At 48.3% G+C, this 18,167-nt stretch carries 13 protein-coding genes; all 13 read right to left on the bottom strand.

Annotated elements, in window-relative coordinates:
- Positions 1–214 precede the first annotated feature (214 nt).
- The 13 genes from ABD937_RS14640 to ABD937_RS14580 all read right to left on the bottom strand — a co-directional run bounded on the left by ABD937_RS14640 (position 215) and on the right by ABD937_RS14580 (position 18,028).
- On the bottom strand, positions 215–1,456 hold the full coding sequence (locus ABD937_RS14640) for a PD-(D/E)XK nuclease domain-containing protein (protein WP_345256501.1): 1,242 nt from the start codon (positions 1,454–1,456) through the stop codon (positions 215–217).
- A 55-nt stretch (positions 1,457–1,511) separates the two neighbouring features.
- Complete coding sequence (locus tag ABD937_RS14635; RefSeq protein ID WP_345256500.1) at positions 1,512–2,102, bottom strand: hypothetical protein; 591 nt, start codon at positions 2,100–2,102, stop codon at positions 1,512–1,514.
- Between the two features lie 4 nt (positions 2,103–2,106).
- Positions 2,107–2,853 (bottom strand): Qat anti-phage system TatD family nuclease QatD, encoded by a 747-nt coding sequence (gene qatD, locus ABD937_RS14630; protein WP_345256499.1) that lies wholly within the window; start codon positions 2,851–2,853, stop codon positions 2,107–2,109.
- Between the two features lie 19 nt (positions 2,854–2,872).
- Positions 2,873–4,240 (bottom strand): Qat anti-phage system QueC-like protein QatC, encoded by a 1,368-nt coding sequence (qatC, locus tag ABD937_RS14625; protein ID WP_345256498.1) that lies wholly within the window; start codon positions 4,238–4,240, stop codon positions 2,873–2,875.
- Between the two features lie 11 nt (positions 4,241–4,251).
- The gene (gene qatB, locus ABD937_RS14620) at positions 4,252–5,115 is read right to left on the bottom strand and encodes a Qat anti-phage system associated protein QatB (protein ID WP_345256497.1); all 864 of its coding nucleotides are present in this window, start codon (positions 5,113–5,115) and stop codon (positions 4,252–4,254) included.
- A gap of 4 nt (positions 5,116–5,119) precedes the next feature.
- Positions 5,120–7,108, bottom strand: a complete 1,989-nt coding sequence (gene qatA, locus ABD937_RS14615; RefSeq protein WP_345256496.1) for a Qat anti-phage system ATPase QatA — start codon at positions 7,106–7,108, stop codon at positions 5,120–5,122.
- A 1,011-nt stretch (positions 7,109–8,119) separates the two neighbouring features.
- Positions 8,120–9,280: a Wadjet anti-phage system protein JetD domain-containing protein gene (locus tag ABD937_RS14610; RefSeq protein ID WP_345256495.1), complete on the bottom strand. Its 1,161-nt coding sequence runs from the start codon at positions 9,278–9,280 to the stop codon at positions 8,120–8,122.
- Positions 9,277–12,678 carry an ATP-binding protein gene (locus tag ABD937_RS14605; protein ID WP_345256494.1) on the bottom strand — a complete coding sequence of 1,134 codons (3,402 nt, stop codon included), beginning with the start codon at positions 12,676–12,678 and terminating at the stop codon, positions 9,277–9,279. The genes ABD937_RS14610 and ABD937_RS14605 overlap by 4 nt, the downstream gene beginning before the upstream one ends.
- A gap of 10 nt (positions 12,679–12,688) precedes the next feature.
- Positions 12,689–13,255, bottom strand: coding sequence for a DUF4194 domain-containing protein (locus ABD937_RS14600; protein ID WP_345256493.1), 567 nt, complete (start codon positions 13,253–13,255; stop codon positions 12,689–12,691).
- 3 nt (positions 13,256–13,258) lie between these two features.
- The gene (locus ABD937_RS14595) at positions 13,259–14,683 is read right to left on the bottom strand and encodes a DUF3375 domain-containing protein (protein ID WP_345256492.1); all 1,425 of its coding nucleotides are present in this window, start codon (positions 14,681–14,683) and stop codon (positions 13,259–13,261) included.
- Positions 14,684–14,914: 231 nt separating this feature from the next.
- Positions 14,915–15,301, bottom strand: a complete 387-nt coding sequence (locus tag ABD937_RS14590; protein WP_345256491.1) for a hypothetical protein — start codon at positions 15,299–15,301, stop codon at positions 14,915–14,917.
- A 1,228-nt stretch (positions 15,302–16,529) separates the two neighbouring features.
- Positions 16,530–17,381 (bottom strand): nucleotidyl transferase AbiEii/AbiGii toxin family protein, encoded by an 852-nt coding sequence (locus tag ABD937_RS14585; RefSeq protein ID WP_345256490.1) that lies wholly within the window; start codon positions 17,379–17,381, stop codon positions 16,530–16,532.
- A complete protein-coding gene (locus tag ABD937_RS14580; protein WP_345256489.1) occupies positions 17,378–18,028 on the bottom strand; it encodes a type IV toxin-antitoxin system AbiEi family antitoxin domain-containing protein in 651 nt (216 codons plus the stop codon). The genes ABD937_RS14585 and ABD937_RS14580 overlap by 4 nt, the downstream gene beginning before the upstream one ends.
- Between the last annotated feature and the right edge of the window lie 139 nt (positions 18,029–18,167).

The following is an 18,167-nucleotide window of genomic DNA, read 5'->3' as shown; positions in this document are numbered from 1 at the left end:
GCAGCAACTAGAGCCAAGTATTTTTCGGGATCTATAGAAGACAATGGAAAACGCATGATCGATCGTTTTTTGAGCCGCAGCTGGCTGCAGCTGATGTTGCCTGTTTAAAACAGGGCGGCGAATCTAATTCTGGAACAAATTAGAACATACAGGTACAAATACCCCTTTTCCCGCCCTAATTCCAGAAGCGGGAAAGTTATAGCAACACCTTTGATTAAGATCGGGTGCTGTCAATTGGCCGCAATTCATACTCCGGTGCAATCCGGCGATGCTTCGTATCAAAGACAAGGCCCAGTGCGAAGACAGGCTTAGTATGCAGACCTTCGGGCAAGGCGTAGCCCCGATCCAAGATCTGCCGAATTGCGGTAGCTGCGTCTTGCAGCTTAAACTCCATCAGGTAAACGCAATTTTCTAATTCAAGACGCGCATCGATGCGGCCGCGCAGGACAGCGACCTCCGATTGGATGTCACACCCAACCAAAATCAGTGTGAGATGAACAATCAGATGGTAGGCTGCCTCCCGGTCGAACCGCAACAGATAATAGGGAACCTTTGCAATCACGGCGTTGAGTAGGACGATCCCGCCGTCTATATCATGCCGTGCAAAAGCATCGCGGATTTTCCGGTCGGGGGAACGCTCGCCACCTTCCCACAAATCAAGCAGAGCTTCAAGGAACAATTGGTAGTCCTGCTGCGCCTCAATAAAGCCGCGCAATAGACCGTCGAACTGCCCAAGTGGCCGGATTAAGCCGTCGATCAAGGCCTGCGCCTGCGCCTGGTAGACCTCGCGAAACACTGCCTGGTCTTCCACGTCGACCAGACCCAACTCTCCGAGCGCTACGTCCAATCGCTCCAGCTGGTTAAACGTCCGGAACGCCTGCTCCTTTTCTCTATCTGAAAGGCCCGTTTCATCAACATGCGCGATTGCCCGGGCGTACTGTTCCAGAATATAAGCAAATGCTAGCCGGCTATACTTGCTTATCATACAGTAAGGTGCTTCCGACAGTTCAGCGCTCAATTCCACATGCAGTCGCCGTAGCGCCTTCACTCGATCTTGGTCCCGCCCGGGGCGCCATGTTCGCCTTTCCCAATCCCAGCGAAGGAGGTCGAAGATCATCGGCCGAACTGCTTCAACAAGCTCCCCGTCCAAATACCGACACAGCAATGCGGCTTTTGCTTTCACCTCTTCGGGCTCGGTTTGCTGAAGTAACTCGAAAACCGTTTGCCGTAGTTGAAACGGAAACATCGGATAAAGAAAAAGTGGGCGCGCCCGCCCTGTTGGTGTGAGACTATCGCGAAGGCTTGCCAATAGCACTCCAAAGGTTGCTTTCAACTCCGAAAAAGGCCGTAACAGCACGCTTTCTAGCCCCTTGCCCGGAGCTACAATCCCATGAAGTTGAAGTAATTGCATTACCGGCGAAGTCTCCGCGGCGCCATGGCTGTTATCATGATTCATAATAGATGATCCGAGAAAGTTACTGTAGTTCTCTTTGAAATGGCTTCTTGACAACCTAGTGCGTCGCGGGCCCTTCCGACACGTGCCCTGTTTCCGGCCGCGGTGGTGCCAGAAAAGCTTGTAGGCCCCCAAAGGCCGGCTGAAGCTCGGCAGCCGCCTTGAGTGCTAGCTCATCGCTCGTTTCGAAACTTTGGAAACGGAAATGAGTATTTACCAAGAGTGGACTTTTCCACGCAGCAATCTCCAACATGCTGCCCCAGCGGAGGGTCATGAATTCATACAGCATGTCCGGAAGCTTAGTTGAATTGAGCTGAAGCCGCTGCTCCCCCTGCAGGTCATCAAACCCGTGCTCATTCTCATACCTGAGCTTAAACTTCTTCAGTGCCAAAGCCCTGTCCAGCAATAAGTATTCCGACAAAAGAAGTTCGTGACTGATCCAGAACAGGCGTTCGCGTAGATCCGCCGTAAAACTCGAGCGCTCCATTTCATCGTGGATAAACGACATCGACGGACGGAGCCCATCTGCCGTATTTCCAACGATTTTCGTACAATCCTTGTCTTGGATATGCGACACCCTTAGTTCAAGGCGCTCGATCGAAGCTTTAATACGCTCGATAAGCTTCCGGTCCGTTTCTGGCGGCTGCAATACATCAACTTTCAGCGAAAAGCAAACTGGCATTCTTCGCCACCTGCTCTTGTATCATTTCCACCGGTTTCCGGACGCTGTCGCCGATCCTGCGGAGGCAGGACTGAACATCACCCGGCTGCCTCGGAACATTGCCGGCCCTTGTAAATGGTCCATCAGTTTCAGTGAGCAGCTTCGACCGCGGAATCAATCCTAAGAGCGTATGTCCCCTGTCATTCAGCAACATTTGCTCATTGATCGAGAAATAACACCCCAGCGACACGGCGCGCCGGGCTTCAGCCAGTGATCCAGTAAACCAATGCAACACTACCTGGTTACGTTCGAACACCCCAGTATCCGATAACACGTCCAGGACTTCTTTTGCTGCACGCACGCTGTGCACTGTCAGCACTTTACCCCCGGCCTCCGCGCAGGCAGCAGCCATCTGCTTAAAAACGCGGATCTGCGCCGGAAGTGTCTTAAAGTAGCCTGGCCCCGCATCGAGCCCCACCTCTCCTACGAATCTGGTCTCGCTCAGGTAACGCTTCCAAAGCGCCAACTCGTGTTCGAATTGACCGACTAACTGCGGATGTAGCCCAAGAGCGGCTTTCACATATTCGTTTCCTGACGTCAGGTCCCGGTTGCGTTCCCAAGCCCTCGGAGTCGTGGTGACAGCGAGCGTATATACCTGCGCCTGTTCCTTCTGGCTAACAAGGTTTTCGAAATCCGGATAAAGGTCCAGGTGACAATGAAAGTCTACTAGGGCGTGCATGGATGCGAATCTACGATGATCAGCCGGTCGTTGTGGTCCTGCGAAGCAGTCGTGCAATCTCCTGCATCCCACGTTCATAGACCCCGGCCAGTTCCGTGAGCTCTGCTGCCGTCGCGGGCAATGGACCGGATTTGTGGATTAGCCACCGCGCAATACCAGGCGATGTATTCAATCTTTCAACCGCAGCCTGGAATGATCGGATCTGCTTTCCACGCGCTGATCCGGCCTTTATATCGGTATTGAGATCATCGAGCGTATAGGTTGTAGCGTCGGGGATATTGGCATGCTTGATCGAGGCGCGCCGGATGAGACAGGGAAGGCAATAGCCGCAATGGCCGGCGCTTCTGCCCTGCCATCGCGCTTTTGCCGGCGAGGAACAGGATAGGGAAACTGGTATCAACTCGCGCAGCAAACGGCGATTCCGGCATCCCGCCGCCATCTCACCCTTTGTCTGATTCCAGTACGGATTCTCGATGGAGCCGGGGATACCGACTTCCTGCAGCATTTTATTCCACAGACTCATATAGTAAGGATGTGTCGTGTGCGTACTTAAGGAACCGAGACGTAACAAATCAAGCGGCACGTTCAAAGCAATAAGTCCATTTTCCGGCGTTTCAAGAACGAACGGGCCACCAAAGCCTGAGCCGGCAAAAATGCCCAGCGCAAAGAATAGGAAAGACCGGCCCCGCGTGGTGTTCTCGCTTTCGCGCGCGCCGAACAAAGAAGCCGGTACGTTCAGCCAGAAACGAAGGCGGTCGAAATCGTTGTCGGGATACACTTCCTTCAACTGGTCAAAACAGGCTTGTTGGGGGTTACTGGTAGCGCCATCGCCGGCATGGCTGATCAGCAGGGGCACTTCCCCTTGTGCCAGGTTATCTATGGCGCCGATCAGGCTGTCCAACCCACCGGAAAACAACTGCACTTTTGTGAAGGGGGCGGGCACCTCGTCGTTTTCCTCCTCATCTTCTTCTTCAAACGTTGCGAGCTCTTCCCATTCTTCAGGACGAGCGCGAAAAACAATTGTCCAGAGGTCGCCGGAAAGAAAATTGAGCAAGCGGGTAAGCGTCCCCTTTGCGGCTTCCCAGGCAGCTGGCGCGGATACCGGCACGATGAGCTCTATTTCGCGCGTCCAGTTATCCTGCGACTGCAGCGCTCGCGAAATCCGCGTATCAGCGGCGTAAACATGTGTGGCCAGCACCAGCAAGTCAAGACCGAGCTCGCTGGGACGGAGCCTCTTATTCCAGGCCTCCGCCAATGCCGCCCCCATCGAGAAACGCAGCTGCCCCTGGTCATCCAATAAATCAAGGGCCATCTGGCGGCCACCCTGATGAGCGGGAAGCGTAAACAAATCGCCTTCGCCGAACTTTCCGTAAACCACTTGCTTCATTTCTGTTTGTTTTACTCGTTAGTAACGTCTGCTAGAATAGAAAATGCGTCTTCGTATATCTGGTCAACAAACCCGACAATCTCGACATCGGTAAGGGCAGCCACCTGTCCCTCGAACTGACTGAGGCTATCGGACACGCAACCGGCGATAAAATCGTGCAGCTCCTGCTGGATAGCGGCGATGTCGGCTACCCGGTCAGCGGCGAATGTGATCTTAGTCCCGATATCGTTACACAGGCGGCCTTCAATCGAATGAGCGATGAAAAGGCCGATCGCGTGCATCGCCTGTTCCTCGGTCAACGTATCCAGATCGATTCCCTCATCCAGTAGTGCAATGATGGTTTCCACAAATGCACTCCGGGCAATCCCCTCGTCGATCGTACCACCATCCGGACAAATGTGGTCAATAAGTGCCGATAGAATGTCTTCTACCGGGCTATTGAGCAATCCCTGTAAATTGAAGGTGGCCAGAGCAGTGGTAAGCCCCGCGCCGCCCCCTGAAGCTGCCCCGAAAAAGGATACAAAGCGGCCGGCCGCGGCGCGCGAAGCTCCCATCCTTTGCGTAGCCGCCTGTGCGCCGCCTGTGCGGGCGTATCGGGATGCCGCTTTGTGTAAACTCCCGGCTGCAGCCCCTCCCGATCGTACGAAACGAGTAAATCCGGATTTCGCGGAAGTGAATGATGCCGTGGGGCCCGCTTCGCCGCCGGCATTTGCCGCCGCGACACCCGGACCAGCGCCGGCCGCTCCGGCATTGGCGCCGGGTGTAACCGGAGCCTGGCCGGGCTGGGCAGCGGCCGGCGCCGCATTGCCACCAAGCCATGAAGGAACAAGTGGGTTACTGCCTTTCGGCCCACCATAAGCGTTCGAAGTACCCATAGTATTAGTGCTTTCTTGTATTTAACCTTTTTGCCGCGGCCTGCAGCGTTCGAGAGCCCTGATTGGCCCATTTCAGCGTCAGCTCCGCGAAGCGCAGCGTGCTTTTACCCGTAAAAACGTTTTCCCAACCCGTAACTACCCAAGCCCCCAGTAAACCCGGCTGAAGGGAATCCAGTAGGTTGAGCAGATCGTCCTGCAGATTTGGGTGGTGCTTCACCAGCATGGTCAGACCCTGGATCACGGGCGGCCGGGTTGCCAATGACTTTTCATTCTCCAGGTTCGATTTCAACGCCTCAAAAACCTTGACGGATTCCCCCGAGGAAAGCGACTTCACCTCTGTTTCAGAGGCCTTGGCCGCCATCGTGGAACCGGCGATCATCCGCTCAATGAGGGAGTTGAGATTGCCCAGCACGCTGCCGCGCGCGAAATAATCCTTCTTCTCCTTAGCAACGAAGAGGAACGGCCGCAGGTCTACCTCGCCCAAAGCCGGTTGCAGCCGGGCCCACTTGCAGATCTCGGGATCCGCCAGCCATTCAGCCAGTTGTTGGCCTGCGGCGGGGCTCCCGGTCTGTAGTGAACCGTCGCGGGCATCTTGCTCCTCTTCACGATCACCTGCGTGGGTTGTCTGCTTTTCCAAAGCGGCCAGATCGGCACAGATACCCGATCCGCTTCCAGCCGCCAGGTTTGCGATTTGTTCGAATAGCTTGGGCAGGAAGCGCTCCGCGACCATCAGCTTGGCCAGCGCTGGCAGGTGTATGGCTGCAGCAAAACCACCCGCCTTCGCCATCTCATGGCGCAAAAGCAAGGTGTTCAGGAAGCGCTTGATCTGGCGGGGATTGCCTTTTGTGCCCCCCGCGAGCACCGGGCCGATTTGTGCCGAAATCGTAACCGCGTTGCCGACTTCTTCTGGCACCTTTCCCCCAAATGCTTCCCGAACCGTCGAAAAGTCGAATGCTTCAGATTGCCAGGGCTGCTGAAGTTTGCTGCGTGCGCTTGCAATCAGCTTTTGAAATCCCGGGTTGTCGCTAGCGACAGCGGACCCGATCAGGAGCAGGGATACATAAATCCGGGTTTCGATCTCACCCAGTATCGGGATCCGGAACGGTACCTGGATCAGTTTTTCCAGGTAGTTGCGCGTGTAAGTTTGGTAGCCGGCCATGTCGGGCAGATCCGGGAAATGCTTCCGCACTGCGTACTCGATCATCGCTTCATCCGCTGCCACCACGAATGCCGTTTGCTTAGTAAACATAAAGAGGCGGATTGCTTCCAGCGTTTCGATCGCCGTATCCGGGAGGCAGCGGTCGAGATCGTCAACCAGCACTACCAACTGGTCGACCTCCGCCTTACGAAGCAACTTCTCGAATGATTTCTGAAAGGCGGATACCTCTTGCGGGATATTCTGTTTCTTGTCTTTCGCTTTGGTCACCTCTTCCGCAAATTTCTCCACTTCGGACAGGTTTGCCTTCGTCAACACCTCACCGGGATGAGCCACGAGCTTTTTGACGCCGCCGATAAGGGAGTTGACCAGGTCAATGTCAGGAACTCCTGTGAAAGCCGTCAGTGCGATGCTGCCGGTCTTCTTAGCTACCTTTAGCCAATTGATATTCTTTAAAACCTCGCGGACTTCATCCTTTGCTTTCACGAACAGCGAGCGGCGCTCAATCAGTTCGGTAACGACTGCCTCAATCAAGGCGATCTTCGCGTCTTCGAAGCCCTGATACCGCCAACCATTAAACCGAATGCAGCAAACTGCTTTGTCTTCAGCCAAAATTGCCTCGATCATCTCTAAAACGCTGGATTTTCCCGCGCCCCAGTCGCCGTGAACACCAATGGTGATAGGGTCGTTGTTTTGACTCCGAAGTAGGCTCACGATCGTTTGGGCGATCGGCTCACTATTTAAAAGATCGACTTTCGTTTCATTATCGGTTAAAATCATAATTAAAAGCTCAGCAATGAAAATAATCACATCCAGGTCGATTAAAACCCCGTACAAATACCTGTTTTTTGTTGCAGACTATACGCGTGTAAGGGCAATTCAGCATCCTTCCATCTGTGAATGGCCGATTTTCACCTCGCCCGCCCAGAACCACACTCCTACATCAGCGCGATTTTTAGCTGCGCGGGTTAAAAATACTAATAGCCGTTAGGGGTTGTCATCGATATCGCCTACGCAAGTTAGTGCCTTAGAATACGTAACCGAGTCGCCGAGATTAAGTGGCAGGTGAGTTCCTGCACCCTCCTTTCATCCATCGCCTGCATAGCTCGGATAAGTTACTTTTAGCTTCTTGGTTCTCTGCAAAAGCCCTTTCCATAGGATAAGCTGGATCAGGTAGTTGCTATTCTAAACGCAACTTATACAGAGGCGCGAGCTCAGTTCCACAGCTATTAAAAATCGGGCTGATTCCAGTTGCTAATATCTACTACGATAAGATCACAGTGAAGGGAAGATTAGACATTTAGCCAATCAAGGCCTAATTAGCCGAAAAACCTTCTTCCGGATCCCAAAGGCTCTATGAACAAGGATGCTATCTTTTCGATTTAAAGACCTCATAGAGCCCTTCAGCACCCTGTGGGCTGATCATGGATGTATTTAGGACACATAATTGATAGAACTAACCTTGGGAAACGAACTGGTTAGCAGCAACCTTGCAGAAAGGGAAACTTGTACCCGCTCAGGGCAAATAAAAACCGGTACTTTCACTAACTGGTGCTACGGGAGCATCTCTGATCAATTTATCTAAAGCCAAGTCTGGTTGCACCAAATTACCGGAGAAGAAAGGAGTGAAATGCTTCACCAGGGATCTCGCCAGATGCTGGGGCTCCTTCCTGTAAAGGCCGCATCATCAATCGGGTACGGATCTGTTGCAAACGCCGGCGATACTGACCACCGCGGTACTGGAGATACATTGTGACTAGGTGTTCCCTAATACTGCTCAAGTTGAAGTGTCGGAGCCTAATACAGAAATTCGTATAGGCAAGAAATGTTTACGACGCCAACTGCCTACTATATTTTTTGGAATACATTATCTACATACCACTGCGGTATCTTCTCTTGCTCCAAACGATTTCTACTTGTCCTTGTTTTCAACAATGTATAGAGCTCAGCCTCATCATTTGTCAACAAGTGTAAAGTTTCAATCCTATTCTCCTCCCCGTCTTCCACCCATTCTTGAAAACTTTCGAATGTACGCTTATCCATCATCACACTCTGAGTTTGTGGATGGTAGGATCGTATTTGATGGAGTATTTGGAATCCGTGTACATCAATGTCGCCCCAATAAAAAATATTTTTATTGGTTAACCACTTAGCGTTCTTTAAATGGCTCACCTTAAAACCTCCTCCACTCCAAATAGTAAGCGCATTTGGCGAAAGAGGCAAGGTCAAAAAATTCATTTTATTCTCAGTAATATATACAGCGTGGACAGGCCAATCGTTCCTTTCAAAATCGGGTAGTGTAAGGCTGATATCCATAACTTGATCTAACAAAGCCAAGCTCGGGTCCAAAAAACGAATGCGAATAGAAGGTTCGTCGTGCTTCAGATAATAGCGAAAGGCAAATCGCTTATCCTTTACGTCTCGTATGTGATCTGGAATAAGGTAATCTAATAGGGATTGCAATAAGCTGTCATTCTCTTCAATGAACTTTGTGTGAATAGAGATTGGCAGCTGTCTCAAATATTGGTCAGGCCTTGGATTGCTGATGAAGTAATGACAGACGAAAACTATACCTTCCCAATTTCGAGTCGGGGAAATTAACTCCAATGGATTGGTCAAAATCCACTCTTTCAGTTGAGGCAGCTGCTCAAGCAAAAAAGAACTGTTTCGGAGAAACACTTTACTGTCCATTTCTTTACCAATGACATGAAGGTAATCCTCCTCGCACTCGAAGATCAGACAATCGGGCAATATCTGCAGTCCGGTTCTTCTGAAGTTCTTGTCTGTGGTTCTCACCCAGTAACCAATGCCTTTTTCATTCTTAGAGGATTCATACAATGCATCAACCTCATTTTTAAGTGTCCCAAAATCGGAGGTAATCTGTGCGGGCTTAATTTTGCCAATCCGATCGATTTGCCTTGGAAAAAAGGCTTCTTTTGCAATTAAGCTTTGTAAATAGGGTTTCCACCATCTTAATGCCTGCTCCTTAATTTCCTGAGGACTGATCATGCCTGTGCTGTTTCTGATTTAAAAACACTGTTGTACCTCGATTTTTCCAGCAAGTACTCTTTCTTTGTGAAATTGCTTACCTGCGAATTATCTCCATCCCGGTTACTCACGAAGTGAAAAGAATTTACATGCCCTTCAATAATGTGGATTTTTTGAAGGGGCGTTACAATTAAAAGCTGCAGATTGAGCTTTTTAAAGAGCTCCAGTCCATAGCGGGTACTTTCATCGCTGCCTCGGCCAAAGGCTTCATCAATTACAACAAATCGAAAACTTCGACTTTTGCTTTCTCCAAACTGTAATCCGAACTGAAAGGCCAGCGCACTTGCTAATATTGTATAAGCTAGCTTCTCTTTCTGGCCTCCACTCTTGCCGCCTGAACCTTCGTAAAATTCTTTCTCTTCGTCACTGGCTCTGTATCGTTCACTGGCGTTAAACTCAAACCATTGCCGCACATCTGTTACCGTATTTGTCCATTCTTTATCTATGGGATCAGAACTGGCAAACCGATCCAAAATGGTTTTTACCTGTTCATATTTTTCTTCCGTATAAAGTTCACTATTGCTGCTAAAGGAATGTATATAGCACTTTTTCAATTCTTCTTTGAACAGCCTTATCTCTTTCTTTGGTGTGGCGTCCATCAAAATAGTGATGTATGTATCATGAGAAGAATTGTAAACTATTTCATAAAGATGTTGATTGATGGTTTTTATTTTTTGCTTAATGTCCTTTTCGTGCTGTTCTAGTTTGTTGTCAAAAACAGAAATGCTGTTAATCGTATTTTTATTCAATTCTTCCTTGAAGCGTTCCTCGTGTCTCTTTAGATCTTCATTTACCAATCTTTCGAATTTTTGCAAATATTCTCCGCGGGCATCTATGCTTTCCGATATTTCACTGTATTCAGCCCTGGAATGTTCCTTTATTTCTCTCATTCTGCGTTCTACGGCGGAACGCAGGGTACTGAGGCGGTGTCGCATTCTTTTCAATTCACCACTGTCGCCCTCGAACAACTTCCGAAATTGTTCATGCTGCTTGTCAATACTGGAAAGGCGCAGTTGCTTATCAGTCATCTTCTCTTCGATAATAGGGAAAAAAGCGTCTCTTCTCTTTGGATCAATCTGGCTAATCAACTCTGCAATACCCAAAAGCAGTTCGCTATAAGTTCTCAGCACTTCTTTCAATCGACCAACTTCTTCAATCTTTTCCTTCAGCTTTTGATTAACATCCTTTGTCTCTTCTTCTACTTCAGCCTTTTTCTGGTTCAATAACGACAATAAATCATTGTTGTTTAGCAGATCAAATCGTTCGGTTGCCAGTTCATGAATCTTTTCCGTATGAAACCTCCAGTCGATACGGCTGAAATCACGAACAGTCAGGAGATGGGATAGCTGCTGCTTTAGGGAATCATTTTCTGACTGCTGTTTTTCTATCCCCGCCTTTTCTGTTCGAAGCTGTTCTATCTCTATTTCCAACTCGTCAATTACTTGCTCTAGCACTTTGATCTTCTCAACGTTGCTCCAGCCCAGTACATAATTTCGCTTATCATCGAGTCGCCTGCGGTCATCTTTGGTGTGACGGATCTTTCCACTTTTGATTAAACCTTGTTTTGTGATCCCAAAAGGCACATGTTGCAAGGTTTGCACATCCACACAGACAAAATCGCCAAAGCTCCGCTGAAGATGATTGTCGAGCCAATCGAAAAATTGGGTGTCCGGTTTAATTTCGAGCTTATAAACGACACTTTCGCCTTCAAGCCTTCTTGACACTTGCGTTAGCTTATCCAGATCAGCCTCCAGGTATGTGATTTTAATACCACGGCCGTCCGGGCTTCTCAATACGTTGTCATTGACATAACGGCTTACACTCTTGTAATGTTCTTTCGGTACCAGCAAACTTATGCCTGCATCATGCAGTAGTTTTTCAATCGCCCCTTCCCAAGCCGTTTCGCTTTCTGCAACTTTTAGAAGTTCACCCATAAACGGAAGTTCATCATCGTTAATATCCAGGTCGCTACACAACTGCCACCTAAACCCGATCAGCCAGCTTGGTACTTGTGTTTTTCGTTCTTTTAACGATTGGAGTTCTTTTTGTTCCAATTGCATTTCTGTTTCCAACTTTCTTAGCTCACTAACAACAGTGTCTCTTTCCTGTCTCAATGTCCGTTCTTGTGCTAAACAGACTTCACTGCCGGCTTTGGCCCTTTCTATATTTTTTGAAAAATCAGCCTCATTCTCTACCACCGGAAACTTACAGGCTCTTACGAGCTTTTCATAATCATCATAATCCGATTTCTTTATGTCCCGGTCTTTTTCCTGCTGCCTTATTTCCATAGCGATTTGTTCCAGTCGCTTGCCGCCATTGTTATCGATGTCTTGCAAAATGCCCAGCTTTTTATTTTCCAACTCCTCTTTTTGCTCCATCAGGCGACCTGTGACTTGTGTTGCCAATTCAAGGGTGTCCGTGGTGGTAGCAATCTCTTCATCCAGAAGGGTCTTTTTTTGGATGGCAAACCATGCAGGGATCAATTCTAGCATTGCCTCAATGTGTTCAATTTCCCGATTTACTTCACCGTAAGCCACCACATCTTCTGTCAATGGTTTTAAAATCTGGAATTGTTCTCTCGCATGGACTACGGCAGCGTGAGATTTATTCAAATCATCAAATCGCTTTAGGAGAGCCCCTATCTGGTCTTTTACGTCCGTCTTTTCCAACATTTGCTCTCTGACAAAATCCGTTAAACTACTTACAGATTTCATCGACACGGTCTGATAGAAAAGGTCAATGGCCTTATCACTGTTCATACCAAAGAGACGCCGGAATTGCTCACTGTATTGAGAAAAATTATCAGTGACCAGAATAACTCCTTCCTTATGTCTTAGTTTTTTCCGAAGCTCGTTGATGTCCGTAAACCCACTGAAATCATTGGCTATTGTTAGAGGTATTGAACTAATAATTAAGAGTTTCTCTACTTTCCCTTCTTTTCCGATCCAAAAAAGTTGAGCAAGGCACACGGTTTCACTGTATCCCTTATTGAAAAAGTCGCCGATAATGACCGTGTATGTATCATCATTTGGACGCAAATAAATTTTCTTCGCAGACTTCGTAATTTCCTCTTTTTCTTTCTTATACTCTCCCTTCACATAACTAAGCAGGCTTCTTTCTTTGCCCTCTGCACCGGCGGCTTTATTGAATATAATTTTGTTGTGCGGAACCAAAAGACAGGTTAGAGCGTCCACCAAGGTCGACTTTCCCGAGCCAATATCGCCTGTTAACAGCGCGTTATCCCCGCTGGGTTCTATCTGCCATCTCTTCTTATGGAATGTGCCCCAGTTTAAAACTTCTAAGTATTGAAGCCTGAAGCCTGCCAATACAGATATTGTCTCGTCTTGAAATAACTCCATAGGACAAATTTTACTCGGAGAGGTATTTTTCTGCTGCGTATTGCTTTATTCGTTGTAGGGTGCTCTCGATTACGTCAGCATTCACATAGCCTTTGATGATGCGATGAATCTCGTAATTATTGCCATCGTCCTCCAGCTTTCGAAGAAACCCGATCTCTACGACTTTATTAATCGTCGAAACGATTCGGTCCTGCTGCCTCACCTCGTCTGTAGCAGTTGGAAGAAAGGTTTTGATCCTATTGACTATTTCTGCCCCGGAAATGATTGCCCTGATGTTTCCACCATGTGCATCTTGTTCCAGTAAATATTTTCGAAGCACAATGCAAAGCAGCGAGGTGAAGAAATTTAATTGCCTTTTTTCGCCCAGTTTCGGCAGTTGCACTTCTTCTTCCAGCTCTTTTTGCACGAGGTAGGCATAGCCTTCACTTTTGTCGATATAGACGTCAAGCGCCAGGGCGTCGAAATACTTTTTTATTTCCGCTTCGAATTGAAGAAGATTTGACCATGCTTCTTTTTGATGGTCATACAAGATTCCTTTTAGTAAAGTGATCGAACTCAGCGAATATTCCCGAATCATGATTTACCTATTGAAAATGATAAGAGGTGTTTTGACTTCGTATGTTGTTCCGGCCTCCTTGTTTTCCACGAGGATAGCTTCCTCCTTTTCGTTATTAATGTAATGTTTCGCTTCGCTTGTTGCAATTTGTATATATCCCAACAGTTCCGCAACCCCTTTTGTCGGTTTGCATTGATCCAACAGTTGCGAAAGTGATACTTGTGGATGCGTCCGTAACAATGCTTTGACGTTATTCCGGAGCTCCTCCATATCTATATAAAACTGTTCAAACAACGCATTGGGGGTACTTTCAGCCCGCCCTTCTTCCACGATTGTTTGCTGGAAAGCAATTTTAATTGGCGGTGTGAACAAAGGCCGTTCCATGAAAAGAGTGGGACGAACAGTGCCATCGATTTCCATCAGCGGCTCTTGCACATCAAATGTGTCTTTGCGTTCCATTAGTAACTCTTCGATTGCTTCAATATTGCGCAGAATATGTTTACTTTCCGAAAGATTCTTTTGTTCGACATACTTGCGTAATTGCTCAATTAAGCCATCATTGCTTTTGTTGACTTTGTCACCAGCTTCAACTAAGTTGGCTTTAATTCGGTCGACGATTTCCTCTTTTTTTAATTCTTGAATAATTGGAACCGCATTTACTCTATCGAGTAAATGTTCAAGCTCTTGTTGCATGCTTTCACTCATCAGGAATTCCCAAAAAGCACGAAAACTTTTGCCCTGGTCGGTATTCCAGAGATGGTCTTGCTTTTCAAAAATGGCGTCGAGCAGTGCTCCTTTATTTAAGTTGCTTTTGATTATCGTCTGCCTCGTTTGTATATCCAGCTCCCGAAAATTTTCCTCTACCTGACGGAAGTCAGATAACAAGCGCTTAGCCGTTTCCTCTGCAAGAAGAAAGTCTTCCTTAATTTGGGTATCGGTGGGTGTACTGAAGTTGCCTGCCCGTACGCGTTCAATCTCCTCATCGATCTTCTTTCTTTCTAGGAGTAATTGTTGTACCCGCTCGTAAGGCCCTGCTGTACTATTGACAATCTGTTTCAGTAAAGAAAAAAACTGTAGCAGTCGACTATGGGTACCAACGAACTGCTGCTTATTTAAGTCTCCGAGCCATTTTAGTGCGTTCTCCGTAGCGGGAGATAGCTCATAAACGGGATCATCCCCTAAGTCATAGTAACGCCTTAAAAATCCGAGCTGCGCCCACTTTTGAAGATATTCAAGTGGTGTTTTATTGTAGTCAGTGATACCTTGTTGGCCCAGTGCGAAAAGAAAATCGCTTAAAAGACTGTTTAGCGCAGCTTGAGGATAAGCGATGCGATCTTGCTGCTTAAACGCTAAATGAAAGAAGCTAACCAATAAAGGAAAATGCTCCGCCCTGAGTAGCTGCAGTGTTTTATCGTTTCGATAAAGGGATAGAGCTTTTTCAAAGTTCATGAACAGTGTTATTAATTCGGTTGTTCGATAGGCGGATCTTAAGTGTCAATGACAGTATGAGAAATACGGCCTTTCTCTTCCAAATTATGATGCACCACTGTAAAAAGACAAAATTGTTCGTCACTGGATTGCCTCCCAAGAGGCTTTTGTGTCCGACGAATATTTTGAGTTTAACAAGAGATCCTTTCTGACTATGTCCTTAAAATAAGGAATTTCTCTTGATGTCCTGTTCTAAACGGGAGTAAAAGTCTTCTGAGCATGGTACCGAGGGGATTCGAGATAGCAGGCAGCTTCCTTCTGCCAGCACGGCTGCCAATACTGCATTCCTTCTTGCGCCAAAGGGTTGAAATGTAGAAAAGGGGTTAAATGCCACACTGATGCGAATACTCTTCCCTTTACCCAATTCGCCCCCAGGACATCAATGATTTGGGATAGAGAGTTGAACCCGGTTACCGATCCAGTTGATGATTGAATATCCTGAAGAATGACCGTTGAAACCGAACGATCCAGCCCTTTGATATTTAAAGGAAATTGTTCCTGGCGAGGAAGCTGATTCTCGGCAGAGTCGAAGTCAAACTCGCTTTGGTTGATCAATGTCTTTGCCGAACTTCTGGCCATGGCAGCTGGTTTTGGTACGAGAGGTCGACCAAGGCAAGTCCGGCCGCGTCTACGCTCCCGAACTCAAAAGTTAATCAAAAATTACCGGTTACGCTTGATGATCGCACTTGCAAGGCTCGCCCAATGCACAAGGACGTTCCGACAACTCATTATTCGCGAGGGCGATGATCAGGTAGTGCCTCGCTTTAAAAGTTTACTCCAAATGCAACAAGCCCCGTGATGACAAAACGATAATTTTGAGCTTATACGCCAAAAACGTTTATTTTCCACCAAGCCTTAATAATTCCACTTTTCTCGCCTGAACTTTCAATAACAATTGAAAATTAGCACATTCCCAACTGTTCCAGCTTCCATTTTTATTCATCACTAATTATCGGGAAATTCCCAAGTATTAATCGGGAAGACATCAATTTCTTTCGGGGAAATTTGAAGCTCAAGGCTGAACGACAGGGACATCCGACACCTAATCACCTCGCACTTTCGCCCGGATGGTGAGATTAAGCACCGGGAAGTCACTGAATCGACCATAACGCCGTACTGATAAATACCGCGGCGAATCACATATCATCGGGAAATGGGTGTTTAACACCGGACATCGGGTCCGTCACGCTCCCGAAAGAATCCGTTTGACTCGGTGTTTCGTTTCTCAATCATTGGGCGTTTGAACCCGATTGTCCCGATACCTGGTTATCAATTTCCCAATGAATTAGGTTGGTGCAAATGAACCCGATCGGGGATGTGTCAAGCCTCTGTATCAAGCCCGGGAAACGATCGGCTTTTCGGGCGTTGTCCGTGAACTCATTTGGTGGTTGATTCATTATTCAATGATGCCGGTCCGAGATGATGATCGATTCCCTTGTCCTGATAGCCGGTTCCTGCAAAAATGAAGCTAATCTCGGCGACAAGCTACCGGTATTGACTTCGTTCGCTGCGACCGTATATCCGACAGTATTTCGGTTTTCCGGACCTGGATCCCGGTGTCCTGCAGCCTCCGCCTGCAAAACAAACAACATCGGTAATTTGCAAGATTGCCGCAGCGTATTTCCCGATGGCGACCGGGAAACCGGCATTGAGGGATCGGGCGGAGCACAAAAATGCAACTGGAGCTCTTCCCGGCAGACTTGACTGATCTGATCGGGCAAAATAACAGCCGTCTGGCTAATCTTCCCGATCACGCCAATACAATCGCAGGGGACTTTCTGACAGCTATTTCTTAGTCTACCCTCGATTACTGGATTTTTAGTCGTTTAGCAAGGTCCTTGAAATACTGCGGCGACCAGATTTCCAATCTTGTTGCATCCGGAATAAACCGAATGACATCCTCGCGGATGGACGCAAATGAGACCGATTCAATGCGCTCCGTTAATAGGTCACGGAACTGCCCCTCGGAAATCGTGTCTTCGGTCCAGTCTCCGCTATCTGCGGCCCGGAGCCGGAAATGCTCCAGGTGCAGCGGGACGGCTCTTTTGACATACCACTCGAGGTCGTACCAGTCGCGGCCTTTGACCCGCGTCCCCCATTTGCGAAAGAGCAGGGCATGCATCTTCCCAGCGAACAGGTCGGGCAGGGTGAAGCACTTCACATAAAACGAGAAAGGCCGGATCAGAAGGAGTTCCTCCGTGGAAAAGCCAAGCGGAGGCTCCCGGTCCACTTCCAGCTTTATCTTCAAAGCAGGGGGCACGGTCAGTCCCAATTGTGGAATCGCCCCATCCAGGGTCAGCTCTTTCCAAACCGTTTCCGACTTCAGGAAAGCGGAATCGACACCCGTGGCTACTTTCTTCTTTTTTTCCCGGACGCTCACCTGCATACCCAAGGCTTCGAACTCGGTTACGATACCGGCGAGGTAGGGCTCCAGTGAAAAGGCTTCATCGCGCTGCAGCAAGGAAAAATCCAGGTCCTCCGAGAAGCGATCCAACCCATGGAAGATCCGCAGGGCCGTTCCGCCGTAGAATGCGGCCACCTCAAAAAAGCCACTGCGCTGCAAACCGGCCAACGCCACTTCCTGCATGATCTCGCGGAGTGCAGCTTCAGCCTCGTCCTTCCCTTTCGGGTTGTATTCATTAATCCATTCTTTGATCATAATTGTTCGAGGGTTTTAAGAAGCATGGTCAGACTTGAACTTTTGGGGGCGTCTGGGATCCAGGAATGAATCTCGGAGTGCTGCAGGGTGCGCAACTGTTCTTCGTCGATCCGAAGATCTTCCATAAGAAAGTCGGTGGCTTGCCGGACACTGCGCAGAATGACGCCGCTGGTCAGGATGATTTTGTCGCAAAGAGCTTTCTCCGGAGACGCCATGAGTACAGCCTGCCGGGGCGTCAGCTGAACCCGTCGGATTCCAAAAGCGTAGTACGGAAGCGCTGCATGCGCATAGCTAAACCGGCCTACAGGCGTCTTATAGCTTTTGGCGCTTTTCAGCGTTACTGAGCTGATTTCGTAAACGCGTTCGGGGATCAGGCCCCAGTGCGCAAGCGCCGTTTCCTGTGAAACGTAGGAAGGTCCCCGAAGATGGTTAGCCAATAACACACCGGCCGGTTGCGCGACGGGTACTTTAGGTCCTGGTATATAAATACCGCGCTTTACCTGAAGCAGTTCACCCCGCTTAAGCAGCTCATGGATCTTGTCGTTTGGGCGCCGGTAGTCTTTTAGCAGTTGCAGCACAATTTGTCGTGTTAGCGGCTCCTCTGCATAAGGTCTGATTGACTCTATAAAATGGAAGTCCATTGTCATATTCACAGCTTCAAATCGGATTATTTCCGATTATATATTACAAATTTAGCACAACAGTGCACAAATTCGCTTATTTAATCGGATTTTTTCCGACTATGTATATCTAATTTAACATCATAGACCGCCAGATTGGATCTGA

Origin of the sequence: Flaviaestuariibacter amylovorans (assembly GCF_039541815.1) — a bacterium.
Lineage (GTDB): Bacteria > Bacteroidota > Bacteroidia > Chitinophagales > Chitinophagaceae > Flavisolibacter > Flavisolibacter amylovorans.
Note: the sequence above shows the minus strand (reverse complement) of the source record. Positions and strands in the feature narration are given on the sequence as shown.